General features: G+C 45.4%; 24 protein-coding genes. 19 read left to right on the top strand and 5 right to left on the bottom strand.

The genetic code is table 11. The annotated features are described in order from the left end of the window. The first annotated feature begins 350 nt into the window (after positions 1-350). The 4 genes from ACHFJ9_RS08515 to ACHFJ9_RS08530 are packed head-to-tail and all read left to right on the top strand — an operon-like array spanning position 351 to position 2,612. Positions 351-599 (top strand): hypothetical protein, encoded by a 249-nt coding sequence (locus ACHFJ9_RS08515; protein WP_395356491.1) that lies wholly within the window; start codon positions 351-353, stop codon positions 597-599. 46 nt (positions 600-645) lie between these two features. Further along, on the top strand, positions 646-1,158 hold the full coding sequence (locus tag ACHFJ9_RS08520; protein ID WP_005394427.1) for a hypothetical protein: 513 nt from the start codon (positions 646-648) through the stop codon (positions 1,156-1,158). Continuing rightward, positions 1,103-1,498, top strand: a complete 396-nt coding sequence (locus ACHFJ9_RS08525) for a hypothetical protein (RefSeq protein WP_242456810.1) — start codon at positions 1,103-1,105, stop codon at positions 1,496-1,498. The genes ACHFJ9_RS08520 and ACHFJ9_RS08525 overlap by 56 nt, the downstream gene beginning before the upstream one ends. Before the next feature lie 43 nt (positions 1,499-1,541). Beyond that, a complete protein-coding gene (locus ACHFJ9_RS08530) occupies positions 1,542-2,612 on the top strand; it encodes an AI-2E family transporter (protein WP_005394430.1) in 1,071 nt (356 codons plus the stop codon). Between the two features lie 18 nt (positions 2,613-2,630). On the opposite strand, the gene ACHFJ9_RS08535 is transcribed toward ACHFJ9_RS08530, so the two are convergent. Together ACHFJ9_RS08535 and ACHFJ9_RS08540 are read right to left on the bottom strand one after the other, a co-directional pair. Continuing rightward, positions 2,631-5,078, bottom strand: coding sequence for an EAL domain-containing protein (locus ACHFJ9_RS08535; RefSeq protein WP_395356494.1), 2,448 nt, complete (start codon positions 5,076-5,078; stop codon positions 2,631-2,633). Positions 5,079-5,269: 191 nt separating this feature from the next. Continuing rightward, entirely contained in the window at positions 5,270-6,178 is a 909-nt protein-coding gene (locus tag ACHFJ9_RS08540; RefSeq protein ID WP_046874160.1) for a DMT family transporter, read from the bottom strand. A gap of 168 nt (positions 6,179-6,346) precedes the next feature. On the opposite strand from ACHFJ9_RS08540, the gene rmuC reads away from it, so the two are divergent. The 7 genes from rmuC (at position 6,347) to tatC (ending at position 12,536) form a co-directional block, all read left to right on the top strand. After that, entirely contained in the window at positions 6,347-7,879 is a 1,533-nt protein-coding gene (rmuC, locus tag ACHFJ9_RS08545; RefSeq protein ID WP_005394435.1) for a DNA recombination protein RmuC, read from the top strand. A gap of 78 nt (positions 7,880-7,957) precedes the next feature. Beyond that, complete coding sequence (gene ubiE / locus ACHFJ9_RS08550; RefSeq protein ID WP_005379210.1) at positions 7,958-8,737, top strand: bifunctional demethylmenaquinone methyltransferase/2-methoxy-6-polyprenyl-1,4-benzoquinol methylase UbiE; 780 nt, start codon at positions 7,958-7,960, stop codon at positions 8,735-8,737. 11 nt (positions 8,738-8,748) lie between these two features. Beyond that, positions 8,749-9,384, top strand: a complete 636-nt coding sequence (locus ACHFJ9_RS08555; RefSeq protein WP_395356497.1) for an SCP2 domain-containing protein — start codon at positions 8,749-8,751, stop codon at positions 9,382-9,384. Then, the gene (gene ubiB / locus ACHFJ9_RS08560; protein ID WP_006741774.1) at positions 9,381-11,015 is read left to right on the top strand and encodes a ubiquinone biosynthesis regulatory protein kinase UbiB; all 1,635 of its coding nucleotides are present in this window, start codon (positions 9,381-9,383) and stop codon (positions 11,013-11,015) included. Before ACHFJ9_RS08555 ends, ubiB begins: the two co-directional genes overlap by 4 nt. Before the next feature lie 52 nt (positions 11,016-11,067). Continuing rightward, on the top strand, positions 11,068-11,313 hold the full coding sequence (tatA, locus tag ACHFJ9_RS08565) for a Sec-independent protein translocase subunit TatA (RefSeq protein WP_005382958.1): 246 nt from the start codon (positions 11,068-11,070) through the stop codon (positions 11,311-11,313). Positions 11,314-11,316: 3 nt separating this feature from the next. Then, positions 11,317-11,715, top strand: a complete 399-nt coding sequence (gene tatB / locus ACHFJ9_RS08570; RefSeq protein WP_005382959.1) for a Sec-independent protein translocase protein TatB — start codon at positions 11,317-11,319, stop codon at positions 11,713-11,715. A 68-nt stretch (positions 11,716-11,783) separates the two neighbouring features. Then, a complete protein-coding gene (gene tatC / locus ACHFJ9_RS08575) occupies positions 11,784-12,536 on the top strand; it encodes a twin-arginine translocase subunit TatC (protein WP_005394442.1) in 753 nt (250 codons plus the stop codon). Positions 12,537-12,997: 461 nt separating this feature from the next. On the opposite strand, the gene ACHFJ9_RS08580 is transcribed toward tatC, so the two are convergent. Beyond that, complete coding sequence (locus ACHFJ9_RS08580; RefSeq protein WP_006741775.1) at positions 12,998-13,759, bottom strand: TatD family hydrolase; 762 nt, start codon at positions 13,757-13,759, stop codon at positions 12,998-13,000. A gap of 184 nt (positions 13,760-13,943) precedes the next feature. Here ACHFJ9_RS08580 and hemB point away from each other — a divergent pair, with 184 nt between their 5' ends. The 3 genes from hemB to polA all read left to right on the top strand — a co-directional run bounded on the left by hemB (position 13,944) and on the right by polA (position 19,314). Next, entirely contained in the window at positions 13,944-15,005 is a 1,062-nt protein-coding gene (hemB, locus tag ACHFJ9_RS08585) for a porphobilinogen synthase (protein WP_031777176.1), read from the top strand. Between the two features lie 127 nt (positions 15,006-15,132). Further along, the gene (locus ACHFJ9_RS08590) at positions 15,133-15,567 is read left to right on the top strand and encodes a GNAT family N-acetyltransferase (protein WP_012841227.1); all 435 of its coding nucleotides are present in this window, start codon (positions 15,133-15,135) and stop codon (positions 15,565-15,567) included. 618 nt (positions 15,568-16,185) lie between these two features. Next, complete coding sequence (gene polA / locus ACHFJ9_RS08595) at positions 16,186-19,314, top strand: DNA polymerase I (RefSeq protein WP_395356501.1); 3,129 nt, start codon at positions 16,186-16,188, stop codon at positions 19,312-19,314. 748 nt (positions 19,315-20,062) lie between these two features. On the opposite strand, the gene yihA is transcribed toward polA, so the two are convergent. Next, entirely contained in the window at positions 20,063-20,722 is a 660-nt protein-coding gene (gene yihA, locus ACHFJ9_RS08600; RefSeq protein WP_005394452.1) for a ribosome biogenesis GTP-binding protein YihA/YsxC, read from the bottom strand. 159 nt (positions 20,723-20,881) lie between these two features. On the opposite strand from yihA, the gene ACHFJ9_RS08605 reads away from it, so the two are divergent. From ACHFJ9_RS08605 to hemN, 5 genes are all read left to right on the top strand, one after another. Beyond that, a complete protein-coding gene (locus ACHFJ9_RS08605) occupies positions 20,882-21,499 on the top strand; it encodes a c-type cytochrome (protein WP_395356504.1) in 618 nt (205 codons plus the stop codon). 839 nt (positions 21,500-22,338) lie between these two features. Further along, the gene (locus ACHFJ9_RS08610) at positions 22,339-22,977 is read left to right on the top strand and encodes a class I SAM-dependent methyltransferase (protein ID WP_005394454.1); all 639 of its coding nucleotides are present in this window, start codon (positions 22,339-22,341) and stop codon (positions 22,975-22,977) included. Beyond that, positions 22,977-23,519 (top strand): Der GTPase-activating protein YihI, encoded by a 543-nt coding sequence (gene yihI, locus ACHFJ9_RS08615; protein WP_005394455.1) that lies wholly within the window; start codon positions 22,977-22,979, stop codon positions 23,517-23,519. The genes ACHFJ9_RS08610 and yihI overlap by 1 nt, the downstream gene beginning before the upstream one ends. A gap of 7 nt (positions 23,520-23,526) precedes the next feature. Then, positions 23,527-24,015 (top strand): DUF2489 domain-containing protein, encoded by a 489-nt coding sequence (locus ACHFJ9_RS08620; RefSeq protein WP_005379254.1) that lies wholly within the window; start codon positions 23,527-23,529, stop codon positions 24,013-24,015. Between the two features lie 184 nt (positions 24,016-24,199). Continuing rightward, a complete protein-coding gene (gene hemN / locus ACHFJ9_RS08625) occupies positions 24,200-25,591 on the top strand; it encodes an oxygen-independent coproporphyrinogen III oxidase (protein ID WP_048624602.1) in 1,392 nt (463 codons plus the stop codon). Between the two features lie 70 nt (positions 25,592-25,661). On the opposite strand, the gene add is transcribed toward hemN, so the two are convergent. Further along, positions 25,662-26,666 carry an adenosine deaminase gene (add, locus tag ACHFJ9_RS08630; protein WP_395356506.1) on the bottom strand — a complete coding sequence of 335 codons (1,005 nt, stop codon included), beginning with the start codon at positions 26,664-26,666 and terminating at the stop codon, positions 25,662-25,664. Positions 26,667-26,764: the final 98 nt, after the last annotated feature.

Below are 26,764 nucleotides of genomic sequence, written 5' to 3' on the forward strand. Positions count from 1 at the left end.
TTTGGTTGGTGATGGGAGTGTTTGTACGTATGGGGAACAAACACCGATGTTTCATCTTTAGTTGCAGGTTGTATGCCAATGAATGTTATTTTTCTATTAATCAATTGGTTATGAGTTTATTGCGCAAGAATTGGAGGGTTGCAGACGTGGTGCTAAGAAAAAATTACAAGAATGTTGGGGAAGTCTGGAAAGAATTACACGTACAGATAAGGGTTTGTCGTGAAACAAAATAAAAATCAAATAAAAACAAATGCTTATAGTTTTGGCACGGATATGGCTTTGTTGTGAGTAAGTGAGTTCAAAAGTTGTTTCACTTGATTTACTACTCAACTCATCAACGGAGGCTAGTTATGGCTACAACAAAAGAAAGCACAGTAAAACCTCAAGAGCAGTTAGAAGAAGCATATCACTTGGCGGAGCAAGCCACGACGGAAGCCGTCGGCACAATGAAAGACCAAGCTAAAGAGAAATTTGATGTGGGCGCGGAACACGTTCAGCAGGCGACCAAGTCGGCAGAGAACGTTATCAAGGAGCGTCCATTGCTGAGCATTGGTTGTGCCTTCCTTGCGGGTTGGGCGGTTTCGAAGCTGATCAAATAATCACGGTCCAACGGATTAAGCCACATAACAGAAGGCGAGGGTTCCAATGAATAACTCCGGACAAGTCACCAACCAGCAACCAGGCTCGGCCGCAGCAGACAGCGGTCGAGCCCCAAGTGGGGCACAAGAGCAGGATATCCAACAAACCATCAATGGTTTGAGCAGTATTCTTTCACAACTGGACCAATTGACTCAATCGCTGAAAGCGTGGTCGGGTTCAACGTTGGATTTGTTCCTCTTGGAGGTGAAAGTTAATGCGTCCGCAGCGCGACAGATTTTGCTGTGCACCATTGTTTTTACCTTATTGTCGGTATTGTTCGTGTTCAGTTTGTGCCTTGCTTCTGGTGTGGTGGCTTATCAGCTGACCGCTAACGTGTATGTTGCCGTGGGCGTATTTATTGCGTCCTTAGGTTTGGCATTATTGTCTTTAGCTTGGTGGCAGAAGCGTTTAGTTGGTTTCCTTGGATTCAAAAATACGACAGAACAGTTGCAGGAGGGGTGGGATGCGCTCGCTACAAAAGCTCAATCGAGCCATGCGAATCAAGCGGATGGAAGGTAAAGCATCTTTAGAGCAATGCTGCTTATCGATGGAAATGTTCACGTTTACCACTAAGAAGTTTGTGAAAGAAAATCCTTGGACGACGCTAGGTATTAGTGCTGTCGTTGCTGTTACCGCTGCCAAAGCGGGTCGATTGTCTCGACTGACTTCCTCTATCTCTTCCATGGGGCTATTGGCGAGTAGTGTCTCCGAACTAACGGATTCGCTTGCCAAGCCAGTTATGGCCGCGTCTTCTAACCAGTCGGGCGTAGAACAAGAGCGAAATGCTGAACCACAAGCAAGCAATACTGCTTCGACAGAAGAGACCGCGACAGAAACAGAAGTCGAGCAACCCCAATAACGGCTTTCGCCGATAATGATTCCTACCGACCTTGAGCCTTTTTATGACAGCGAAATTGAACATTCCTGCCAACACCGCGATTGGTGCAACCCTTCTTGTCTTATTGCTCGTTCCTGGGCTGTATTTTGCTAAGCCAATCTTGTTACCTATTGTGCTTAGTACCTTTATTTCTCTGTTATGCAGTCCTTTCATTAACTATCTTGAAGACAAAGGTTTACCGCGCGCGATTACCGTCGTGGTGACTCTGTCATTCTTGGTTGGTGCTTCAATTATTGGCCTTGCTGCCATGTCGGAGCCAGCTAAGCAGTGGTGGTCTGAACTACCCAGTATCGTGAAAAATGTGTCGCAAGAAGTGAGTGAAGTGACTCAAGCCTCGGCGGATCACCTTAATACGCCGCTGAATATTGCCAGCGATATGGGTATGGATGAGGTCGGGAATAACACCGTATTTTCTTTGGTGAAGACACTCGCGACCACGACGCCGACCATTTTGACACAAGCGATGATCGTGCTGTTTATGGTTTATTTTATGCTCAATCACGGACGCAGCTTATTTCGAAAGTCAGTGTCGTACTTGCATGGGTTTGCCAAGCAGCGCCAAGCGATTGAACTGGTCAAAGCACTACAGAAAGACCTATCTCGATACATTGGCACTATCACGTTAGTGAATGCGGGACTTGGGTTGAGTGTTGGGGCGGTGTTTTTTGTTTTAGGCCTTGAGGATCCGTTCTTGTGGGGCGCGTTTGCTGGCGTGATGAATTTTGCGCCGTATCTCGGCCCAGTCATCTCCATGGTGAGTTTCGGTTTTGTGGCTTATCTGCAGTTGGAGTCGGTCAGTTTTATGCTCACTGTGGTGTCTATCTATTTGTTGATCAACTTGATTGAAAGCCAGTTTGTCACGCCAACGTTATTAGGGAAAAGATTCAACTTAAATCCGTTAGTGATCTTCGTTTGGCTCGTGTTCTGGGGTTGGCTTTGGGGCGGTATGGGGCTCTTAATCGGTGTACCGCTATTGGTCTGCATTAATATTTTGGTTGAGCGTCTGGAGCTGTGTCAATCAACTCAAAGTCAACCAAGCCAAACCATCCCCGAGGATGTGGCTCCACGAGAATGACTTGGGCTACAAGCTGGCTCAACGAAAAAGTTTTTCCGCACTTACTGGCTGGCTAAAAAGATACCCTTGACCGTAAACACAGCCTTTTTCGAACAAGTAATCGGCTTGCTCCTGAGTTTCTATTCCTTCCGCTACGACTTTCAATGACAGTGTTTTTCCCATGGCGATAATCGCATTCACAATCGCATTGCTATCGCTATTGCTGGGTACATTACTGACAAACGAACGATCTATTTTCAGCTTATTGATGGGTAAACCTTTCAAATAAGACAAAGACGAATAGCCTGTGCCGAAATCATCCAGAGAAATCTCGATGCCTAAGCCTCTTAGTTGATTTAACGACGCAATGGCTTGTTGAGGGTCGATCAGTAAAAAGCTCTCGGTGATCTCCAAATCCAGCCGTTGAGCAGGAAAACCGGTTTGATTGAGGATATCGCTCAATCTCTGAATGAAATTCGATTGCTGAAGCTGTAATGCCGACACATTAACCGCAATTCTGCCAAACTCAACGCCTTGTTCCAGCCAAGCATTTCCTTGCTGACAAGCGTGTAGCAAGACCCACTCGCCAATGCTTTGGATAAGCCCCGTTTTTTCTGCAATTGGAATAAAATCGGCTGGTGGTACAAGGCCAAATTCTGGGTGCTGCCAGCGTAATAAGGTTTCAACGCCAACAATTGCATGTTGCTCCAAGTTGTATTGCGGCTGGAACTCTAATCGAAGCTGCTGTTTTTCTATCGCTTGATGCAAAGCAGATTGAATGCGCACATGGGATACCGATTTATCGGTTAAATCTGGTGAGTAAAATGCGTAGCCGTTGCGCCCATTTTTCTTCGCTAAGTACATTGCTGTATCTGCGTTTTTGAGTAAGGTTTCGCTGTCTTGGCCGTCTCTTGGGTATAAGGCTATGCCAATACTGGTCGAGACGCGCAGTGAGTCGTGATTTGCCAAGTCGAATGGTTGTTGGAAAACGCTGAGAATATCGCCGACGGTTTCCAGCAAAGCCACATCACTGTGGACGTCCGGCAAAATGATCACGAACTCATCGCCGCCAATGCGAGCCACATGCGCATTTAAGTGAAGAATATCTTGCAGACGGATAGCCAACTTAGACAGCAACTGATCACCACAAAAGTGCCCCATGCTATCGTTGATGTGTTTGAAATGGTCGATATCCAGAAATAGGGTGGCAAACGTCTGTTGGTTCTTGTGCCCGGTTTCAATGTGTTGCTCAAGCAAGCTAAGTAAATGGGTGCGATTAGGCAGATTCGTTAACGGATCATAAAAGGCCATGCGCTGCAGTTTTTCTTCGTGCGCTTTACGCACGGAAATATCTTCAAATACACAGATGTAGTTAATGAGATGATTTTTATCGTCCATTACGGCACTAATGGTCGCTAACTGCGGGTAAATGCTGCCATCTTTCTTTCGGTTGATGAACTCGCCTTTCCATTGACCTTTGGTTTCGAGCTGATGCCACAACTGTTTATAGAAGCCTTGGTCATGATGACCTGAGCGCAGAATTCTGGGGTTCTTTCCAATCACCTCTTCAGAGCGATAGCCGGTGATTTGAGTAAAGGCTGTGTTTACATCAATGATGTTGGCATTGCGATCAGTAATGACCATGCCTTCTTGTGAATTATTAAAAATTTTGGACGCCAATGAGAGTTGCGTTTCGACCATTTTCCGGCGTGTGATGTTGCGCGTCATGCCCAGAATACCAATTAAGTTTCCGTCATTATCACGAACAGGAGACTTAATGGTTTCTAGCCAAGTTGGGTTATTGTTTTCATCAATTTGGCGGCATTCTTCGACGATGTTCAGCGTGCCTGTCGCCACGACCAAGTTATCGGCCTCAATGAACTTCTCTGCTCGCTCGTGGCTAAATAGTGCGAAATCATCTTTGCCGATGATCTCACTGTTGGTCTTTTGCCACGCATTTTCTACGCTTCGGTTGGTCATCGAATAAAGACCATCCATGCCTTTTATCCAAATATGGTCTTCAAGGCAGTCGATAAACTCTTGCAGCGTCGGTAATGGTGTGGTCGCTGTAGTTTGATGGCGTGTTCGTTCTTGCTGGTAGTGTGAGCTGACATCAAAGCTCATTCGCCCCACTAATGCACTCAGCCAAGCAGACACTACCGTGATTTGATCGTCAGGGTGAGTCAGCGCCAATACGGCAAACAGATCGCCATTTGGTAGCCAAATTGGACCTATGCTCAAGGTTTGCTGTCCAAAGGATGTGTGGCTTATCGTCAAGTCTGTCGGTGTAAATTGATCGGCAACTTGCACTACCACTTCGACGATAGCGCAATGATTTTGAACCGAGGTGGACACCTCAGTTGATAGCCACTGCTGGGTATCGCTCAGAGTATAAAGTTGTCCCTGAGCTTGAGTAGCATCACAGCATTGTTGCAGAGCCTGTTGCCAGTCTGCCATCAAAGGCGAAGGAATAGCGAAGCTAAACATAATTAATAACGTGTCCTGAAGCGCCCAAAGATAGTGGTATTAGAATCTAGCTTAAGCTATTGGGCCGTGTTGGTATCGTATCCAACGCTTAGGTAATTCCCAGCAGCGTAAGGCGCTTTCTATCATTAAACTGTTAGCTATATCTCTTTTTTATCCAACTCATTGCATCGTTTATTGAGGTTTTTTGTTCATCATTGAGAAGTGCTCATGGCTTTGGTTTTTTTACCCCACGATACTTGTTGGACCACTAATCCACTGATGATCAGTATTAAACCAATCAAGGTTGATGGATGAATTTCTTCACCAATGATGGTTGCCAATAGCATCAGTGAGATGAATGGCGAAGCAAAGATCAGATTACTGATGCGGGCTGTGTTTTGCGTCGATTTGAGGGCGCCTAGCCATAGGACGAAAGTAATCCCCATTTCAAATAGCCCGACATACGTCACCGCTGCCCAGCCTTTAATTGAGATTGCCTGCCAGCTCGCACCTTCATAAATACTTAAACCAATGGCAAATGGAATAGCGACTAAAAAACCAAGTAATACACCAACCACAGGGTCGGCCTTATTTTTGGTGTTTAAAATCCAGTAACCAGCCCACAACAGTGTCGATAGCAGCGCCAGTCCCACGCCCAATGGGCTCTCGAATTGCATGCCGAGAACATTGCCCTGCGTGGCAATCACAATCACGCCTACATAGCTAAAACCGCAAGCGAGCCAATCTTTAGCACGGATCTTCTGCCCTAAGAAAACAGCAGCCATTAGCGTCAAGGTAATGGCCCAGCTGTAGTTGATCGCTTGGGCTTGGGATGCAGGCAGCAAGTCATACGCTTTAAAGAGAATGACGTAATACGCCAAGGGGTTAATCAACCCAAGCAGTAGGTAATACCAAGGATTTGAGAGGAAGGTGGCACTTAACTGGCCCAACTTGCCTTGCACACCACAGATTATCGTCAGCGCAATCGCAGAGACGATACTGGCAATGCACAGCATTTGGATTGGCGTAAATTCTGCCAACGTGAGTTTAAATGCGGTTGCAACGGTAGACCAAAGTAATACTGCTGAGAGCCCAAATCCTAGGGCGCGACGCTCGTTCATGATGCCTCTGCGTGATGATGTGCCGCTCGGTCTGGTTCATTTGAGCGGAAGAAAGAATATTATAGGAAGGCCTAGTGTATGCGAGGATTTTTCATCCAACAAACTGGACATTTATCCAGTGTCTAAATACCATTGTTATAGATACAAAACACAGGCTAACCCGCTATTATGCAATGGATTCTTGAGTACCAATCTCTCATTCTCTCTTCTCTTTGCGCTGCCACGCTTAGTGGTGTCGCCGTCGGTTGGTGGGTGAAACAACGTTTTATCACCCAAACTCAGCTTCTCGAACAACAACTTGTTTCAGAAAAGCAGCTTCACCAACAGCAGCTTGAACAGGTTAAACAAAGCCTTGCTGATGCCCAGCAAGAGTTGGATGAATTAGATGATGAGCGCGATAAAGCTGCGTTTGAAGTACGCCAAACACACGGAAAGCTGATGGCCGCAATGGAAAAACTGCGTTACTTCGAGGCTGTAAAGCAAGAGCGCCAGCAATACTTTGATGAGCTTGGTCAGATGCGTGAGCACAAATCACGTTTAGAAACGCAACTACGTGAGCAGCAAGCACGTCATGAGCAAATCAACCAAGCCAATGCCGAAAAACTGCAAATTCTAGAGCAAGCGGAAGCGCGCCTGAAACAGCAATTTGAGCACTTGGCCAACCAACTGTTTGAAGAAAAAACCGCGAAGGTCGACTTGCAAAACCGTCAGAGTTTGGAAGGTTTGTTGTCACCGCTCCGAGAGCAGCTAGAAGGATTCAAAAAGCACGTTAATGACAGCTTTAGCCAAGAAGCTAAAGAGCGCCATACCTTAGTGCATGAGCTCAAAAACCTGCAACGTTTGAATGAGCAAATGACGCGCGAAGCGGTTAATTTGACCCAAGCGTTGAAAGGGGACAACAAGCAGCAAGGTAACTGGGGCGAAGTGGTGCTCGCTAGGGTGCTTGCCGAGTCGGGACTGCGTGAAGGGCACGAATATCAGACTCAGGTGAATTTGCAAAATGAAGCAGGCAAGCGCTACCAACCTGATGTGATTGTTCATCTCCCACAAAACAAACAAGTGGTTGTGGATTCCAAAATGGCGCTAGTCGCCTATGAGCGCTATTTCAACGCCGAAACTGATGCCGAGCGAGATCAGGCTTTGAGTGCGCACTTAGCCGCACTGCGTGCTCACATTAAGGGTTTAAGCATGAAGGACTACCACAAACTCAAAGGTATTCAGAGTTTGGACTATGTGCTGATGTTTATTCCGGTTGAGCCTGCTTTCCAAGTCGCGATTCAAGCCGATCCAAGTTTGATCAAAGACGCGATGGAGCAAAACATCATTTTGGTGAGCCCAACAACGTTGCTGGTGGCACTGCGCACCATTGATAATCTATGGCGCAATGAACGCCAGAATGAAAACGCCAAAATGATTGCGCAGCGCGCGACAAAACTCTACGACAAATTACGATTGTTTGTGGACGACATGGAAGGGCTCGGCGGTGCGCTGGATAAGGCGAATCAAAGCTATCAAGGCGCAATGAACAAGCTTGCCACAGGGCGCGGGAATGTGATTCGTCAAGCCGAAAGCTTTAAGCACCTTGGGGTTGAAATCAAACGACCAATTTCTTCTGACCTCGCACAGTTAGCGCAGAGTGATTCATTTTCAGAAAATGACCCGTTAGTAGAAAGACATCCGGCTGAGGATAAAGTAAACTAATCGCCCGCAGTGCAGTGGGCGATTTTATTTGTCAGCAAACGCCCCGCAGAGAGAAAGCGCTGCCTAAGAGGAATTAGAATGACGGACACAAGTTTGCAATCCAATACAGCGTTAGAGAATGAAACCACCCACTTTGGTTTCTCTACAGTGGCAAAAGACGAAAAAGTGACTAAGGTTGCCGAAGTATTCCACTCCGTGGCAACAAAATACGACATCATGAATGACCTGATGTCTGGTGGTATTCACCGCCTTTGGAAGCGCTTCACTATCGATTGTAGTGGTGCTCGCCCTGGCCAACGTATTCTTGACCTAGGTGGTGGTACGGGTGATTTAACGGCGAAATTCTCGCGCATTGTTGGCGATGAAGGCCATGTCATCCTCGCTGATATCAATAATTCAATGCTTAACGTTGGCCGCGATAAACTGCGCGATAACGGAATTGTGGGTAACGTGCATTACGTTCAAGCCAACGCAGAAGAACTGCCGTTCCCAGATGATTATTTTGATGTCATCACCATCAGTTTTTGTTTGCGTAATGTGACTGACAAAGACAAAGCGCTTCGTTCAATGTTCCGCGTACTGAAGCCAGGCGGCCGTTTATTGGTGTTGGAATTTTCAAAACCAGTGCTAGAGCCGTTATCGAAAGTATACGACGCATATTCATTCCACTTATTGCCGAGAATCGGTGAGCTAGTTGCGAATGACTCAGAGAGTTACCGCTACCTAGCGGAGTCAATCCGTATGCATCCAGACCAAGAAACGCTGGAAGGCATGATGCAAGACGCAGGTTTTGAAAACACCAAATACTACAACTTAACTGGTGGTATTGTGGCTTTGCATCGCGGTTATAAATTCTAAGGGTTAACGGCATGCCATTTGAACCACTTATCACCGCTGTGATTGAAACGTCACTGAATACTCTGATCAAAGACGACCCTGCATTGGGCCGTCGTTTAGCGCGTCTAAAAGGTCAAGTTATTCAAGTTCACCTGAAAGAGATCAATAAAACACTGACGTTCGTTTTTAGTCAGCAAATTGATGTGCTCGGTCATTATGAAGGACAGCCAAACTGCTACTTATCGCTCAACTTGAGCGTGTTGCCAGAGCTGCGTGACCAGGCCAACATCACTCGCCTTATTAAACAAGATAAACTCGAGCTTGAAGGCGATATTCAATTGGCGCAGAAATTCTCTCAGTTGATGGTGGATTGCAAGCCAGATGTTGAAGAGTGGTTGTCTCGCGTAACTGGCGATGTCGCCGCACATACCTTTGTGCAAGGTTCAAAAAACATAGGCAACTTCCTCGTATCTCAAGCAGAGAAACACCAGCGTCATCTTGCTCAAGTAGTGACTGAAGAGTGGAAGTTGGCACCTGCTCCTCTAGAAGTGGCGTATTTTTGCGACCAGGTTGATGAGTTTCGCAGCCAGGCTTCTCGCGTTGAAGCTCGCTTGACTGCTTTGCTGAATAAGCTGGATGCAGATAAGCCGGCATTGGAGAAACCATGACGCCAGCAGAACTAAAGCGTTTATACCACATCGCCAAAGTACAACTGGAATACGGCTTAGATGAGCTGCTTCCCGATCACCAACTGACTAAAGCTCCGTTATTACTGCGCAAAAGCCTGTTCTGGATTAAGAACAAGCATCCAGAAAAACCACTCGGTGAGCGCCTGCGTTTAGCGTTGCAAGAGCTGGGACCAGTTTGGATTAAGTTCGGTCAGATGATGTCAACGCGCCGTGACTTATTTCCTCCGCACATTGCTGATCCCCTGGCTTTGCTTCAAGACCAAGTGGCGCCATTTGATGGTGAGCTAGCAAAAAAGCAGATGGAGCAGGCATTAGGTGGCCCGTTAGAAAACTGGTTTACCGAGTTTGATATCAAACCACTGGCGTCAGCATCGATTGCTCAGGTGCATACTGCGCGTTTAAAAGACTCTAACCAAGAAGTGGTATTAAAGGTTATCCGCCCAGATATTCGCCCGGTCATTGATTCAGATCTAAAACTGATGCACCGAATGGCGCGTATAGTCGCCGGAGCGATGCCTGAAGCACGTCGTTTGAAACCGGTTGAAGTTGTACGTGAGTACGAGAAAACATTGCTTGATGAACTCGACTTACGACGTGAAGCGGCGAATGCCATTCAGTTGCGCCGCAACTTTGAAGGCAGCGAAGAATTGTATGTTCCTGAAGTTTTTCCTGACTTCAGTAATGAAACTGTCATGGTTTCTGAGCGAATATACGGCATTCAAGTCTCTGATATTGATGGCTTGAAAGCAAATGGCACCAATATGAAATTGCTCGCGGAGCGCGGCGTGAGTGTGTTCTTCACTCAGGTGTTCCGAGACAGCTTCTTCCATGCCGATATGCATCCGGGGAACGTGTTCGTCAAACCCGAACATCCAGAGAACCCAATGTGGATCGGGCTAGATTGCGGAATCGTTGGTACACTTAATAGTGAAGACAAGCGTTATCTGGCGGAAAACTTCCTGGCGTTTTTCAATCGAGACTACCGCCGAGTGGCGGAGTTACATGTGGACTCAGGATGGGTGCCTGCCGATACCAATGTCGATGAGTTTGAGTTCGCGATTCGTATTGTGTGTGAGCCTATTTTTGCTAAGCCGCTGTGCGAAATCTCCTTTGGTCATGTGCTGTTGAATTTGTTCAACACGGCACGTCGATTCAACATGGAGGTTCAGCCACAGCTTGTATTGCTGCAAAAAACGCTGCTGTACGTGGAAGGGCTTGGTAGGCAGCTGTACCCTCAGCTTGATTTGTGGGAGACCGCAAAACCATTCCTTGAAGAATGGATGATGAATCAAGTTGGGCCGCAAGCTTTGGTGAATGCAATTAAAGATCGCGCACCATTTTGGGCGGAGAAGTTACCGGAACTGCCAGAGCTGCTTTACGATAGCCTGAAACAAGGTAAAGCGATGAACCAACGCATGGATCAGCTTTACCAAGGGTATCGTCAGAGCAAGCGCCAGCAGGCGACAGGAAAGTTTTTATTTGGCGTTGGCGCCACTTTAGTCGTATGCTCGGCAATATTGGTGAACAATGCTTTTGAGCAGCTTTCGTTGGCCAGCGGTATCGCAGGTGTCACATTTTGGCTGCTTAGTTGGCGAGCTTATCGTCAATAGACGTTAAACTCTTGAAATATTTTTGTTTATTTAAAGACCCGAGGTAAAGAGAATGGGTGGTATCAGTGTTTGGCAACTTCTAATCATTGCTGTAATTGTTGTATTGCTATTCGGAACTAAGAAACTACGCGGTATCGGTGGCGATCTGGGTGGTGCCGTTAAGGGCTTCAAAAAAGCGATGAGCGAAGATGAACCTGCGAAAAATGACAAAGACGCAGACTTCGAACCAAAAAGTCTAGAAGAGCAGCAGAAAAAAGAAGCTGCTCCTGAAACGAAAAAAGACAAAGAGCAGGCGTAAAACGTGTTTGATATCGGTTTTTGGGAACTGGTATTAATATCTGTTGTTGGTCTGGTCGTTCTTGGGCCGGAGCGTTTGCCTCATGCTATTCGCAGCGTGTCTCGCTTTATCGGTGCCGCTAAGAGTATGGCAAATAGCGTCAAAGACGAATTGTCACACGAGCTGAAAGTCCAAGAGCTGCAAGAAAACTTGCGCAAAGCAGAGCAAATGGGGATGGATGATTTGTCCCCTGAGTTGAAATCTTCAGTCGAAGAATTGAAGAAGGCAGCGCAATCTGTAAATCGTCCTTACGCAAAGAACACCGATTCAGAGGCTGAGCCTGTAAAAACAGAGCCAGCAGCAGAAAAGGTAGAGAAAGCGGAAGAGAGCAAGGTTACAGCGGCAGATAAGAAAGCCGAATAGTCTCATTAGGAGGAGCTACTAGTGATTGGTAGCTCCTTTTTGATCTGGTTTTTAATAAGAGGTTTGCCATGTCTACCGTCGAGCAGACACAACCTTTAATTAGTCATTTGTTGGAGCTTCGCAACCGACTACTGCGTTCAATCCTTGCAGTGTTGGTCGTGTTTGTTGGACTAATTTATTTCTCTAACCACATTTACGAGTTTGTTTCCGCACCTTTAGTGGAGCGTCTACCTGAAGGCGCAACCATGATTGCTACGGATGTGGCTTCACCCTTTTTCACGCCACTGAAGTTGACGTTAATCGCTTCGGTATTTATTGCGGTGCCGTTTATTTTGTATCAAGTTTGGGCCTTTGTTGCTCCTGGCTTATACAAACATGAGCGTCGTTTGATTATGCCGTTGCTGTTTTCCAGCTCACTGCTGTTTTATTGCGGTGTGGCATTTGCGTATTTTGTGGTGTTTCCACTAGTGTTTGGCTTCTTTACTGCTATCTCATTGGGTGGTGTAGAGTTTGCGACCGACATTTCTAGCTATCTCGATTTTGTTCTAGCACTATTTATGGCGTTTGGCATCGCGTTTGAGGTGCCTGTTGCGATCATTTTGTTGTGTTGGACTGGTGCCACCACTCCAGAAGATCTAAGACAGAAACGGCCTTATATCATTGTGGCGGCGTTTGTCGTAGGTATGGTGTTAACGCCACCAGACATGATCTCGCAAACCTTACTCGCTATTCCGATGTGTTTACTGTTTGAAGTTGGTTTATTCTTTGCGCGTTTTTATACGCGTCGAGGCGAAGAGGCAGAAGCGGAAACCGAAGAATAAGTTTACTGTAGATGTAAAAAGCGGCTCAATTGAGCCGCTTTTTTTTGCGGTTGGTTTGTTTCTTGGGCTAATTACTTAACTTTCATGACGTAACCACACTTTGTGCATACGTATACTTCCTTGATGCCCAGCAGCTTTTGAAAAAAACTGCGCGGTACGCGTTGTAAGTAAGCACCATGTGTACACACTTCAACTTCCATATTCATGCTGTTTTACATTTGTGCTAATTAATGGGCATAAAGCAGTATAGAAAAAGAATATGTCTAATTGTCGACAGTTTTGCAAAACAGACGAAGTAAAGTGGCGATATGAGAGGTAAGTAGAGTTGCTAGTTAATTATTATGTTTATCAATAACTTTGTGTGGGTTGTTCTATTATTTCAATAGGTTGAATCATTCATTCAATAGTTTAGGTAATAAAAAAGCGACGTTGATTTCGTCGCTTTTTTCAATTTTCGTGAATTAAATATTAAACAGCTTTTTGGCATTTTCAGTCGTTATGGCATCGATAGTTGCGACATCGACATCACGCAAGTCGGCAACACGTTGTGCAACGAGAGAAGTGTAGGCTGGTTCATTACGCTTACCACGGTGCGGTACTGGCGCTAAGTATGGACAATCGGTTTCTAAAATGACCCACTGCATATCCAAATGTGGAATGACTTTATCCATCCCGCCATTCTTAAAGGTCGATACGCCACCCAAGCCTAAGTGGAAGCCTAGCTCATTGATTGCTTGCGCTTCTTCTAAGCTGCCTCCAAAACAGTGGAATACACCACGCAGACGACCATCTTGCTCTTGTCTTAGCAAGGTGAGTGTTTCTTCAATCGAATCACGAGTGTGGATAACGACTGGTAAATCCATCTCTTTTGCCCAGTTTAGCTGAGTCACGAATGCCATCTCTTGCTCGGCGCGATAGGTTTTGTCCCAATACAGGTCGATACCAATTTCGCCCACCGCAATAAACTTGTGTTTCTCAAACCAGCCGCGGATGATTTCCAACGTTTGCTCAACGTTGTTATCCACATAGCAAGGGTGGAGTCCCATCATTGAGTGGCACACGTCAGGATATGCCGCTTCGGTTTGTAGCATGGGCTCAATAGAGTCCAGATCGATGTTTGGCAACAGGATCTTATTAATGCCTTGCGCTAAGGCGCGTTGTACTACTTCATCGCGGTCGTTATCAAATTCGCTGGCATAGATGTGCGCGTGGGTATCGATCATCGTTACTCTCTGTGCTTCATGATTGGTTTCGTATTCGAAGTATACTTGAGTGTGAGTGCTGGGTCATTTTCAGTTTTTTTCATTACCTTTTTCCAGATTGTCACTCGCAACATGCATCAAGAGTGATATGATTTTGTTCACCAGATGATTTGATCATCATAACCGTCCAGACAAGGAGAAAATGGTGTCTGTATCAATTCAAGGTCCATTCCCTGCACGCCGTATGCGTCGTTTACGTAAGCACGATTTTAGTCGTCGTTTGATGGCTGAGAACCAACTTTCTGTTAATGATCTGATTTACCCAATGTTCATCCTAATGGGTAAAGATCGTCGTGAGAGCGTGGAGTCCATGCCGGGTGTAGAGCGTTTGTCGATTGATTTAATGCTAGAAGAAGCGCAATACCTTGCAAATCTAGGCGTTCCAGCAATCGCGCTTTTCCCTGTCGTAAACCAAGACGCTAAAAGCTTATGTGCTACTGAAGCCTACAACCCAGAAGGTTTGGTCCAGCGAGCAGTACGTGCGCTTAAAGAACATATTCCTCAAATCGGTGTGATCACAGACGTGGCACTTGACCCATTCACGACGCACGGCCAAGACGGCATCATCGATGAAGATGGCTACGTAATGAATGATGAAACCACGGAAGTACTGGTTAAGCAGGCTTTGTCTCATGCAGAAGCGGGTGCTGACGTAGTCGCGCCTTCAGACATGATGGATGGCCGTATTGGTAAGATCCGCGAAGCATTAGAAAATGCGGGCTACATTCATACACAAATCATGGCTTACTCGGCTAAGTACGCGTCGAACTACTACGGACCATTCCGTGATGCGGTTGGCTCTTCTTCAAATCTAAAAGGCGGCAACAAGAAAAACTACCAAATGGACCCAGCAAACATTGACGAAGCGATCCATGAAGTGGCGCTAGACATCAATGAAGGTGCGGACATGGTGATGGTTAAACCTGGTATGCCATACTTAGATGTAGTTCGCCGAGTAAAAACTGAACTTCAAGTACCGACATTTGCTTATCAAGTATCTGGCGAGTACGCGATGCATAAAGCGGCGATCATGAATGGCTGGCTCAAAGAGCGCGAAATTGTGATGGAATCACTACTATGCTTCAAACGTGCAGGTGCTGACGGCATCTTAACGTACTTTGCGAAAGATGTGGCTGAGTGGTTGGCAGAAGAGAATGCACAAACTGCTCAACACCTAAATCGTACTCCGGAAGCGACTGAAGAGTAATTATCGCTCAGTGAGAAACACCAGACCAACAAGAGTTGTTCGTCTGTATATACCCAAGTAACCTCAGACGGATTACAACAGTAACAATCCAAGGTGCTTGGGTATTTTTATTTTGGAGAAGAGAACAATGACAATGCTGATTCGTGAAGGCACATTGGAAGAAGCACTTCAAGTTGTGGCACGTGTTACCGAATTTTCGAAAGGAGAAACGGTAGACTCCATGACTCAACGTTTAGAAGAGAAAAACAGTTTAATCCTCGTTGCAGAAAAAAATGGCACGATTGTCGGCTTCAAAATAGGTTACGAATTAGAGGATGGTGTTTTCTATAGCTGGTTGGGTGGTGTTGTTCCTGAGGCTCGAAATGAAGGCGTGGCACAATTGCTTTTGGAAGCACAAGAAGATTGGGCGGCTGAGCAAGGCTATAACACGTTAAAAGTGAAATCTCGAAATCAGTTTCCTGCTATGCTTCGATTGTTATTGAGGAATGGCTATATTATTGAAAAATTTGAAGAAAAAATCAATCTTCGTGAATCTCGAGTTCATTTCATTAAAGCGATGTGAAAATAAATGAGATTTTTTCTCATTTAACTGTTGACTACGAAATGAGAATCATTATTATTAAACCTGTCTTAGGGAATGAGGAAGAGTTCACAAGGACGTTGAATGACTTATTAACAGAAGTTGATTAACTGAAAGTTGAGAAGTGATGAAACATTTCCGAGAACTTGCACGAATTCTTTTTGACACGACATTGCTCACATTGCTTCCAGTGTAATTTATAGCTTCTTGGTTAAGCTGCTCTATTTACAGAATTTGCTTTACCACTTCTGCTAGGCGACCCCATTCGGGTCGCTTTTTTCTTTTCTACGATTTCTATTTGACGTCACTATTCGTATTTTTTCCACACACGATGATCATTTAAGGATCGTTGATCTTCTCGCCGTTTTATGAAATAAACATTTAAAAACAATAACTTAACGCGCGTGTTTTTTGTGTTTTCTATCATTGGATAACCAGTGGATAATTTCTATAAACAGAGTTATCCACAGGGTGAGGTTATCTTCGTGAATAAAATCGAAAAATTTACGCGACCTAGATCGAGCGAACAAGATAGATTCGGATCAGCAGTCATGGCATCCTAGACAGATCTCTCAAGTACTGAATTGGATACAGACAATTATGGCAAGTATTCCTGAAAATCCGTTGATCCTTATCGACGGCTCTTCTTACCTATATCGCGCTTTTCACGCCTACCCGGGCACCATGAGTAATGGTGAAATTCCAACTAATGCCGTTTACGGTGTCGTGAACATGTTACGCAGCATGATGCGTCAGTTTGCGTCTGAGCGCATCGCGGTGGTTTTCGATGCGAAAGGAAAAACCTTCCGTGATGATATGTATGCAGAATACAAAGCTAATCGTCCGCCAATGCCGGATGATCTGCGTTGCCAAATTGAACCATTGCACAATGTTATTCGCGCGATGGGTTTACCACTGATCTGCGTTCCTGGTGTCGAAGCAGATGACGTCATTGGCACGTTGGCGCATCAAGCATCACAAAAGGGCATGTCTGTATTGATCAGTACTGGTGATAAAGACATGGCGCAGTTGGTGGATGATAATATTACCTTGATCAACACTATGACGAACGTCGTGATGGATCGTGAAGGTGTGGTTGAAAAGTTTGGCATTCCACCTGAGTTAATCATCGACTACCTAGCGCTGATGGGCGATAAAGTAGATAACATCCCTGGTGTACCAGGCGTGGGTGACAAAACAGCGACTGCACTACTGCAAGGTATTGGTGGTCTGACGAAGTTGTATGAAAATCTCGATGACATTGCTGCGCTTGGCTTCCGTGGTTCTAAAACCATGGCGAAGAAGCTCATCGATAACAAAGAAAATGCCATGCTGTCGTACGAGCTCGCGACCATTAAATTGGATGTTGAACTTGAGGAAACGCCAGAATCACTGCTGAAAGCGGAACCAAATAAAGACGAACTAGTGAAGTTGTATGGTCAACTGACGTTTAAATCTTGGTTGAACGAGCTATTAGAAGGCGGTACAGGTGTAGTAGAAGCGGATGAATCAACTGGTGCGATTCGAGTAAGTGAACAGGCTGCTTCTGAAAGTAGCAATAAAAGCTTAGATCCGAAAGAAGATTTCTCTGAGCGGTTTGACCGTCAAAAAGTTCGAATGAAGCTTACACCTATCGTTAAAAAACCAGTTGGAGGAGTTGCGTCTCCCAATGTCGCAATGAGTACTGTAGTTCCCCTAGCATCAAGAATTTCAGAAAAAGGCATACCACCGATCGTTAAAGATGGCAAAGCTGTCGGTGGAGTCGCAGCTCCTAACGTTGCAATGGGCAATGTCATTCCACTGGCATCAAGAACTTCGGAACAAGGTATAGCTCCTATTATTAAGAAAATAGCCTTAGGCGGGGTGGCCTCTCCTAACGTCGCTATGGGGGCAGTAATTCCTCTTGCTTCAAGAGAATTCAGCAAATATGAAACGATTTTGGATCGAGAAGGGTTTGCTAAGTGGCTTATAAAGTTAGAAAGTGCACAACTCATTGCTGTGGACACCGAGACAGATAGTTTAGATTACATGGTGGCAAACTTGGTTGGCTTGTCATTCGCGACTGATGAAGGCATTGCTGCTTATGTACCAGTGGCTCACGACTACCTAGATGCACCTGAACAGCTTGATCGTGATTGGGTTCTAGGACAGCTGAAGCCAATTCTTGAAGATGCAGCGAAAGCAAAAGTTGGTCAAAACTTAAAGTATGATGCGTCTGTATTGGCTCGTTATGATATTGAGCTAAAAGGTATCAAGCACGACACGATGTTGGAATCGTACATTTACAACAGTGTCGGCGGTAAACACGATATGGACAGCTTGGCGCTTCGCTTCCTACAACACAGCTGCATTTCTTTTGAGCAAATTGCAGGTAAAGGCAAAAATCAGCTGACGTTTAACCAAATCGAGTTGGAACAAGCATCGCCATACGCGGCAGAAGATGCGGATGTGACCCTTCGTCTGCACAATCGCTTGTTTGCGAATATCGAGCAGGATGAAAGCCTGAAGACAGTGTACGAAGAGATTGAAATGCCGTTGGTGCCAGTTCTTTCGCGCATTGAACGCACCGGGGTCTTTATTGACGAAATGAAGCTGAGTGCGCAGTCGGTAGAGATTACCGCTCGCCTTGATGAGCTTGAAAAGAAAGCGTATGAAATTGCAGAGCAAGAGTTCAACATGAACTCGCCAAAGCAATTACAAGCCATCCTATTTGAAAAAATGGGTTTACCGGTGGTGAAGAAAACGCCATCAGGTACACCATCGACGAATGAAGAAGTGCTACAAGAGCTTGCCTTAGATTACCCACTGCCAAAATTGATTTTGGAATATCGCGGTTTGGCGAAGCTTAAATCGACGTACACGGACAAGCTGCCGAAGATGATCAACCCAACAACAGGGCGTGTGCATACTTCTTACCATCAAGCAGTAACCGCAACAGGTCGTCTATCTTCTACCGATCCGAACTTACAAAACATTCCAATTCGTAACGAAGCCGGCCGTCGTATTCGCCAAGCGTTTGTCGCACCATCTGGGCATAAGATCTTAGCGGTCGACTACTCGCAAATCGAACTGCGCATCATGGCTCACCTTTCTGGCGACCAAGCGTTATTAGATGCCTTCCGTGATGGTAAAGACATTCACGCGGCAACTGCGGCAGAAATTATGGGTCTGGATATTGAACAAGTATCGAGCGAGCAGCGTCGTCGTGCTAAAGCCGTTAACTTCGGGCTTATCTATGGCATGAGTGCATTTGGTTTGGCGAAGCAGCTTGGTATCCCTCGCGGCGAAGCACAAGCCTACATGGATAAATACTTTGAGCGTTACCCTGGCGTTATGCAGTACATGGAAGACACGCGCAGCACGGCTGCAGATAAGGGCTATGTTGAAACGATTTTTGGTCGACGTTTGCATTTACCAGAAATCAAATCGCGCAACGGGATGCGTCGTAAAGCTGCTGAACGTGCGGCAATCAACGCACCGATGCAAGGTACAGCTGCGGACATCATTAAGAAAGCGATGCTGTTGGTTGATCAGTGGATTCAGGAAGAAGGCAATGGCCGTGTGAAGTTGTTAATGCAAGTACACGATGAATTGGTCTTTGAAGTTGAAGAGTCATCATTGTCCGAAATTGAAAGTAAAGTACAGAAATTGATGGAATCTGCAGCAGAGCTAAAAGTACCATTGGTTGCAGAGGCAGGGCACGGTGACAACTGGGATCAAGCTCATTAGTCACTTTTAGACCAAAATAACCAATTAATTATGAGCCAGCGCACAAACGCTGGCTTTTTTTTGCGATTAAAAAAGCTAGCGTAAAGTTAACTTTGATGTTGCTTAATAAAAATTTCATGAAAAAAAACTACAAAAATTCTTTGCAATTCTGACCAATTGTTGTACATTAATACTCGTAGGGTACAGAGGTAAGATGTTCTATCTTTCAGACCTTTTGTTTCACGTTATTGGATTAGGCTGATTCAGCCGCCCCAGTCAGCTTTTGACTGGGGCGTTTTTTATTGGGCGAAAGAAAATTTTTCTTTTTGCTCAATGTGTTGGGTTGGTAACGACTTATCTTTATATTTCTCCCACCTTTAACCTATTGTCTAAACTCCAATTTTCTTCAAAAACTCACAAACTATTCAGTCTGTAAATTTATGCCAATCACACTATGATTTTTTCTCGAAGGAAACTAAGTTGACGTGGAAGTGGGTAGATTTCTGTCTAACTTGTTGAATTGTATTTTCTTTATTGGTTATGGTTGTGAGTTGATTAAGCGAAAGCTAAAGTTAGGCGGCTTTTTAAGCTATTGAAATCATCCGATAGTTCAGCAATGCTTCGTCACATAACAATAATTACCAATTTTTCTCTCCCGTTATCCCTGCCAGGAAGGTGGGGATTTTTATTGCCTGTTATTTAGCTCAGATAAACAAAAGCCCCACCAAATGGTAGGGCCGTGTCGAAAAAATTTAACAAATATTGTTAATTATTCTTCGTCGCTTGCTGGGGTATCCAGTTCGCCTTCTTCTATCAGGTGTGCGAGCGCCGGTGCAAACCAGGTATCCAGTTTTGCGCGCAGCTGATCAACGCCTAACCCTTTAAGGGAAGAGAACACATCAACGGAAACGTCGCCACCGAAAGTTTCCACTTGTTTGCGAACTTTCAGCAGGGTTTGTTTGCGTGCGCCACTTTTTAGTTTATCTGCTTTGGTTAGCAAAACTTGCACAGGAATGTGGCTATCGATGGCCCAGAAAATCATTTGCTGGTCGAGATCTTTCATTGGATGACGAATGTCCATCAGAACCACTAAGCCTTTTAGGCACTCGCGTTTCTGTAGGTATTCACCTAAAGATTTCTGCCATTTGTTTTTCATCTCTACCGGTACTTGAGCAAAACCGTATCCAGGTAGATCGACAATGTGACAACCTTCTTCTACTTTGAAAAGGTTGATTAATTGCGTACGACCAGGTGTCTTTGATGTCTTGGCTAAGCTTTTTTGATTAGTTAGACGGTTAAGTGCACTCGATTTACCAGCGTTTGAGCGTCCTGCAAACGCAATTTCGACACCTTCGTCTTCCGGTAGGTGACGAATATCGGGTGCGCTGGTGATGAAATGCGTATTTTGGTAATGAATTTTTACGCTCACTGTTAACTCCATCTCGACTTTGTGTAGTCGATTGATTACTTTTTTGTGAAAATGTGTAAAATAACCGTGCTCGGCATAAGGTCGCCTATTGTACCATGAGTGTACGCGGTATGTTCACATTCCGTGGTACTGGAAGCTTGATAATTATAATGGAATGTCATGAAGAAATTAGCGCTAATTTTGAGTCTTTTAGCCAGTTGCTCAGTATGGGCCCAAGGTAATATTGAGGCTGGTAAAGCAAAATCACAAACCTGTGTCGCCTGTCACGGAGCAGGTGGCAACAGTGCAATAACAACGTACCCGAAACTCGCAGGCCAACACGCTAAGTATCTTGAGAAGCAGTTAAAAGAACTTAAGCTAGGCATGACAAGTGGTGGTAAACAAGGTCGTTACGATCCTGTAATGAGTGGTATGGCAATGCCACTGAGCGATGAAGATATCGCAGACCTATCTGCTTACTACGCTTCGCTACCAGTTTCAGAAAACTCAACACCTGAAGATGTGGTAGCAAAAGGCAAAACGCTTTATACCGCTGGTGATGCCGAGCGTGGCCTAACCGCATGTATTGCATGTCATGGTCCTCGTGGCAATGGTACTGAGCTTTCAGGTTTCCCGAAAATTTCTGGTCAGCATGCTGACTACATCAAAGCTCAGCTAGAAAAATTCCGTGATGGCGACCGTGGTAATGATATGAATGCCATGATGCGCGACATCGCGAAGAAAATGACAGACGAAGATATCGAAGTGCTGTCTAAATACGTTGGCGGTCTGCACTAATATACCTAAATCGCTCAAGATCCTGCATCTTGAGCTGGTTGGGTAGATGTCCCTACATCGTTCGAGCAACTTGTACAAAAATGCCCTAGTGAATCCACTAGGGCATTTTTGTTCGTGACAGATATCACAGTCGAGTTTGGATGCGAAAGCGATAGTTGGCTCGGCAGTTTGTGAGACATTTGCCATACTTGATGTTGGCTTTTTCTTGTTAGTGTTTTTAAGTTTTTGATTAAATGACAATTTTGATATTTTTAGAAAATAGGCGGATTATTTTTTCAACCCATTACTTGTGAGTATCGCGGGATGGCGTAAAGTAGAAGTCGTTCACAGGGGGTGAATGTAAGGATTTTAGACCACGGTTTAGGTCTCCAAGGATGTAGCTCGGATGCTTGGTGATTTAGAAAGGGATTTAGATAGGTAGGGAGCCTATCTGATAAGGATGGTCATCTCGTCTGACGGTTAAGACAGTGAAACGGATCAGGCACAGGAAGTTGCTCAGTAGACAGGAAGTAAACGGATAGCCAAAACTCATCAGGAAGATGAAAAACAACTCTTTTTGGCAGGGAAAGCTCGAAAAACAAAGGGATCATTGGTGCACCAAATGTGTGCAACACAGTTTCGCCACTTGATGGCACTTAGAAAGCGACAGTCTGACTGTCGCTTTTTTTATATTCTTTTCCCTTGGTAAGTCGCAATCTGAATTACGATTACTGCACTTATTTACTTCGATGGGTTGTAAACAAAGTTTTTTAACATAAATTGCTGAAAAAATGCTCAGTAACACTCCAATCTGAGTTCACTTTCTGGTATGTTTCGCATCCCTGTTTGAGGAAGTCAGCATGCATACCTGTCCTTTATGCCAAAATCAGCGTACTCACCACTATTTTGAAGATAAGCGACGTGAATATCTTCAATGTGAGCAGTGCAGTTTGGTGTTTGTGAATCCAGACCAACGTTTGGATGCGGAAACCGAAAAAGCTCACTATGATTTGCATGAGAACAACCCTGAAGATTTAGGTTACCGACGCTTTTTGTCGCGTATTGCTGACCCGATCACAGAGCGAATTTCTCCACAATCAAATGGTATCGACTTTGGTTGTGGTCCTGGCCCAACGCTCTCCTTAATGTTGGAAGAGGCGGGGCACAACATGGCGTTGTACGATCTCTACTACCACCCTGATACGTCGGTTTTAGAAAAAACGTATGACTTCATGACAGCAACAGAGGTGATAGAGCACCTCTACCACCCAGATTTGGTGTGGAAGCAATGGTTGAATTTAGTTAAGCCAGGGGGCTGGATAGGCCTGATGACGAAAATGGTCATCGACGTGGAGGCTTTCAAATCATGGCATTATAAGAACGATCTCACTCATGTAGTGTTCTTTAGTCGTGACACGTTCCAGTTCCTAGCAGAGCGGGATAAGCTCGAACTCGAATTTATTGGTAATGATGTAATTTTACTGAGGAAACCCCAGTAATGAGCCGTAGTAAAAAATCTAGAAAGCCAGGTGCCGCTGGCGCACCTGAGTTTGTTGTAACTCGTAACCGTACAGAATCTGATGTGGAAGGCCGCCTACGCAAGCGTGCTAAAAAGCGCAAAGGCTTGAAAACGGGTAACCGTAACTCAGAAGTTAACGAGCAGAAAAAGCAAGCTGCTGCACAAAACCGCGACCCGCGTTTAGGCAGTAAAAAGAAAATTCCTCTGGTTGTTGAGCCTGCGAAGAAAATGACGAAGCAAGAGCGTCGTTTGTCGGCAGAGCAAGAACTAGAGATGCTAGAAAATGATGCGCAATTGAACGTGTTGCTAGACCGTATTGAAGCGGGTGAAAACCTAGGCACAGGTCTACAGAAATACGTCGATGAGAAGCTCGACCGCATTGAGAAGCTAATGGACCAACTAGGTTTGTTGGAACCTGAAGAAGAGGAAGACTTCACTGCTCCTGCTGAGAAAAGCACGCGCAATGATGATGACTTGCTGGCAGATTTCGACGACATTAACTTCGACGACTACAAAGGATAATTAAGCTATGAATGTAACCTTATTAGCTATTGCTGGTGTTGTGATTATCATCGCACTTGCTTCTTATGCAGGTTACCTTCTGCTTCAATTGAAAAAGCAAAAGGAATTGCAGCTAAAGCATCAAAAATTGGCGATAGATAAACGTAACGCCAACATTTTTGAGAATGTGCATACCTTGTGTCAGGCGGGTATTCAAGGCCAATGCGATTTATCTGAAATCAGTATTCGTGTGTATAACATCATGGATTATGTACAAGGTGAAGACCGTGTCGATTTCGATAAAACGTACCCTGCAATTTCTGAGCTTTACCATATCGTGAAAGATATGGCGCGTGGTGAAGAACGCCAACAACTTGCCAAGAAAGAGCGTATGCAACAGAACTTGACGCGTCACAAAGCGGAAAGCCGCCTCACTGATGCGATCATTGAGGAGCTCAAAGTGTTGCAGAAAAACGTCCAGCCACTGAATAATCAAATCAATATTCAGATGATTTAATAGTTACCCCCAATGGTTTCCTTATGACTGCTGGGGGTATCGTGATCACGCTAGCACTTCTTTAGTTTTATAATTAAAAAGCCAGTCGGCGTTGCCACGCTTGTCATCGTCGTATGGCAAAATAGCGGCTCTGAATATCGGGTGACGGCTTTCGTTGCCCTAGCATTTAACGGAAAGTACCACCATGTCGAATCAACACACTGAATCGAAGCAGCAAATCGTCTGGGATCAAGCGGTATTGGATAAGTACAACTATTCCGGTCCTCGCTACACGTCGTACCCAACGGCGCTGGAGTTCCATGAAGCGTTCACCATTTCTGATTATGATATGGCATGCACTCAGTACCCAGACCGCCCATTATCGCTGTACGTACACATTCCGTTCTGTCACAAGCTTTGTTACTACTGTGGTTGTAATAAAGTCATCACGCGCCACTCGCACAAAGCGGACGAATACCTCGATGTGCTTGAGCATGAGATTCGTCAACGTGCAGCCTTATTGGTGGGCAGAACGGTAACGCAATTGCACTTTGGTGGTGGTACGCCAACATTCCTTTCTGAAAAGCAAATTACACGCGTAATGAGCCTGTTGCGCCAAGAGTTTACCTTTAGCAGTGATGCTGAAATCAGTATCGAAGTTGACCCGCGTGAAATTCAGATCACCATGCTGGATCACTTGCGTAGCGAAGGCTTTAACCGCTTGAGCATCGGTGTTCAGGACTTCAACAAAGAAGTGCAAAAACTGGTGAACCGTGAGCAAGATGAAGAGTTCATCTTTGCGATGGTTGCGCGCGCAAAAGAGTTGGGTTTCCGTTCGACAAACCTAGATTTGATCTACGGCTTGCCAAAGCAAACCAAAGACTCTTTTGCCAAGACGTTAGAACAAGTACTGGAAATGCAGCCGGGCCGTCTGTCCGTGTTTAACTACGCGCACATGCCACAGCTATTTGCAGCGCAGCGTAAGATTAAAGACGAAGATCTGCCTAAAGCAGAAGAGAAGATGGCGATTCTGCAAGATACCATCGCGACACTGACTGGTGCTGGCTACCAGTTCATCGGTATGGACCATTTTGCATTGCCTGATGACGAACTTGCCGTTGCTCAGCGCGAAGGTATTTTGCATCGCAACTTCCAAGGCTACACCACACAAGGTGAATGTGATTTGGTTGGCTTTGGTGTCTCTGCAATCTCGATGATCGGCGATGCATACGCGCAAAACCAGAAAGAGCTGAAGAAATACTACGCTCAAGTCAACGAACTTCGTCACGCACTGTGGAAAGGGGTTTCGCTGGATTCTGATGACTTGCTACGTCGCGAAGTGATCAAGCAGCTGATTTGTAATTTTAAACTAGACAAGAAAGCGATCGAGTCTGAGTTTAAAGTGAAGTTTGATCAGTACTTTAAAGAAGACTTGCAGCTACTTCAGACCTTCATCAACGATGAGCTGGTGGAAGTGGATGACAATGAAATTCGTGTGACGCTGCGAGGTCGTTTGCTGATCCGTAATATTTGTATGAGCTTCGATAAGTACCTGCGAGCGAAGGCGCGTCAGCAACAATTCTCTCGTGTTATCTAATCATAGACGCCGATTCAAGATATAAAAAAATGCCAGCAGATGCTGGCATTTTTTTATGTTTTCGCTGGATTTAAGCGCGATCTTTTACTTTTGCTTTCAGTTCCGCTTTTTCTGCTTCTGAAAGGAATGCAATCTCAAGACCATTGATTTGTGCTTGGCGAATCTGGTCTTGGCTCAGACCAGCTGCTGGTGCCGCTACTTCGTATTCGTATGGCAGCTCGATACCTTCAACCGCTGGGTCGTCAGTGTTCAGACACGCAAGAACTCCATGCTCTAGGAACTGTTTGAGAGGGTGGCTTTCTAACGTTTCTACCGTGCTTGTTTGGTAGTTTGATGTTAGGCAAGACTCAATACCAATGCGGTTTTCTGCTAGGTAATCCATCAGTTTTGGATCGTGGATCGCTTTTACGCCGTGACCGATACGAGTTGCGCCCAGCTCATTGATTGCTTGCCACATGCTCTCTGCACCTGCTGCTTCACCAGCATGAACCGTTACCCCAAGGCCAGCGTCGCGTACTTGTTTGAAGTGAGACACAAAGCGATCGCCCGGTTGGCCCAGTTCGTCACCCGCCAAGTCGACAGCAACGATGTGATCTTTTTGGCTCAGAATGCCGTCCAGTTCTTGTTGGCACGCGTCGGTGCCAAATGTGCGGCTCATGATGCCGATCAGGTTGGCTTTCACGCCAAAATCGCGCATACCCGCTTGCACACCGTCCACGACTGCTTCAACAACACCCGCTACTGGTAACTTGTGTTTCATTGCCATGTAGTATGGTGAGAAACGCAGTTCAGCGTAATCGATTTGAGCGTTTAGTGCGTCTTCCACGTTTTCGTACGCCACACGACGACATGCATCTAGGTCGCCCAGTACCGCAACACCCCAGTCGAGCTTAGAAAGGAAAGCAACAAGAGAGGGTTCCGCTTCGACAATTTGAACGTGAGGAGTTAGAGACTCAATATCGTACGCTGGCAGAGCAATACCAAATTTTTGGCCAAGCTCAAGAATCGTTTTGGTACGAATGTTACCGTCTAGGTGGCGGTGCAAATCAGTAAGAGGAAGGTTCTTCGTTATCATTATGTCGATCCGGATAGTTATGAACTGGAACAGGGCCCAAACATCATCTGTGACAATACATGGGTAAGATTTGCAGTTAAGTATAAATAACAGTTAGG

Source organism: Vibrio sp. D3, from assembly GCF_043995865.1.
GTDB classification, from domain to species: domain Bacteria; phylum Pseudomonadota; class Gammaproteobacteria; order Enterobacterales; family Vibrionaceae; genus Vibrio; species Vibrio diabolicus.

What these genes read in the sequence shown, in the direction of transcription:
- ACHFJ9_RS08525 (WP_242456810.1), top strand. Translation starts at nt 1,103, where the DNA reads ATGCGCTCGCTACAAAAGCTCAATCGAGCCATGCGAATCAAGCGGATG.
- ACHFJ9_RS08580 (WP_006741775.1), bottom strand. Translation starts at nt 13,759, where the DNA reads ATGATCGATACCCACGCGCACATCTATGCCAGCGAATTTGATAACGAC.
- hemN (WP_048624602.1), top strand. Translation starts at nt 24,200, where the DNA reads ATGTCGAATCAACACACTGAATCGAAGCAGCAAATCGTCTGGGATCAA.
- add (WP_395356506.1), bottom strand. Translation starts at nt 26,666, where the DNA reads ATGATAACGAAGAACCTTCCTCTTACTGATTTGCACCGCCACCTAGAC.
- rmuC (WP_005394435.1), top strand. Translation starts at nt 6,347, where the DNA reads ATGCAATGGATTCTTGAGTACCAATCTCTCATTCTCTCTTCTCTTTGC.
- ubiE (WP_005379210.1), top strand. Translation starts at nt 7,958, where the DNA reads ATGACGGACACAAGTTTGCAATCCAATACAGCGTTAGAGAATGAAACC.
- ubiB (WP_006741774.1), top strand. Translation starts at nt 9,381, where the DNA reads ATGACGCCAGCAGAACTAAAGCGTTTATACCACATCGCCAAAGTACAA.
- ACHFJ9_RS08555 (WP_395356497.1), top strand. Translation starts at nt 8,749, where the DNA reads ATGCCATTTGAACCACTTATCACCGCTGTGATTGAAACGTCACTGAAT.
- tatC (WP_005394442.1), top strand. Translation starts at nt 11,784, where the DNA reads ATGTCTACCGTCGAGCAGACACAACCTTTAATTAGTCATTTGTTGGAG.
- ACHFJ9_RS08540 (WP_046874160.1), bottom strand. Translation starts at nt 6,178, where the DNA reads ATGAACGAGCGTCGCGCCCTAGGATTTGGGCTCTCAGCAGTATTACTT.
- ACHFJ9_RS08610 (WP_005394454.1), top strand. Translation starts at nt 22,339, where the DNA reads ATGCATACCTGTCCTTTATGCCAAAATCAGCGTACTCACCACTATTTT.
- ACHFJ9_RS08605 (WP_395356504.1), top strand. Translation starts at nt 20,882, where the DNA reads ATGAAGAAATTAGCGCTAATTTTGAGTCTTTTAGCCAGTTGCTCAGTA.
- polA (WP_395356501.1), top strand. Translation starts at nt 16,186, where the DNA reads ATGGCAAGTATTCCTGAAAATCCGTTGATCCTTATCGACGGCTCTTCT.
- ACHFJ9_RS08520 (WP_005394427.1), top strand. Translation starts at nt 646, where the DNA reads ATGAATAACTCCGGACAAGTCACCAACCAGCAACCAGGCTCGGCCGCA.
- ACHFJ9_RS08535 (WP_395356494.1), bottom strand. Translation starts at nt 5,078, where the DNA reads ATGTTTAGCTTCGCTATTCCTTCGCCTTTGATGGCAGACTGGCAACAG.
- ACHFJ9_RS08590 (WP_012841227.1), top strand. Translation starts at nt 15,133, where the DNA reads ATGACAATGCTGATTCGTGAAGGCACATTGGAAGAAGCACTTCAAGTT.
- ACHFJ9_RS08515 (WP_395356491.1), top strand. Translation starts at nt 351, where the DNA reads ATGGCTACAACAAAAGAAAGCACAGTAAAACCTCAAGAGCAGTTAGAA.
- yihI (WP_005394455.1), top strand. Translation starts at nt 22,977, where the DNA reads ATGAGCCGTAGTAAAAAATCTAGAAAGCCAGGTGCCGCTGGCGCACCT.
- tatA (WP_005382958.1), top strand. Translation starts at nt 11,068, where the DNA reads ATGGGTGGTATCAGTGTTTGGCAACTTCTAATCATTGCTGTAATTGTT.
- ACHFJ9_RS08530 (WP_005394430.1), top strand. Translation starts at nt 1,542, where the DNA reads ATGACAGCGAAATTGAACATTCCTGCCAACACCGCGATTGGTGCAACC.
- ACHFJ9_RS08620 (WP_005379254.1), top strand. Translation starts at nt 23,527, where the DNA reads ATGAATGTAACCTTATTAGCTATTGCTGGTGTTGTGATTATCATCGCA.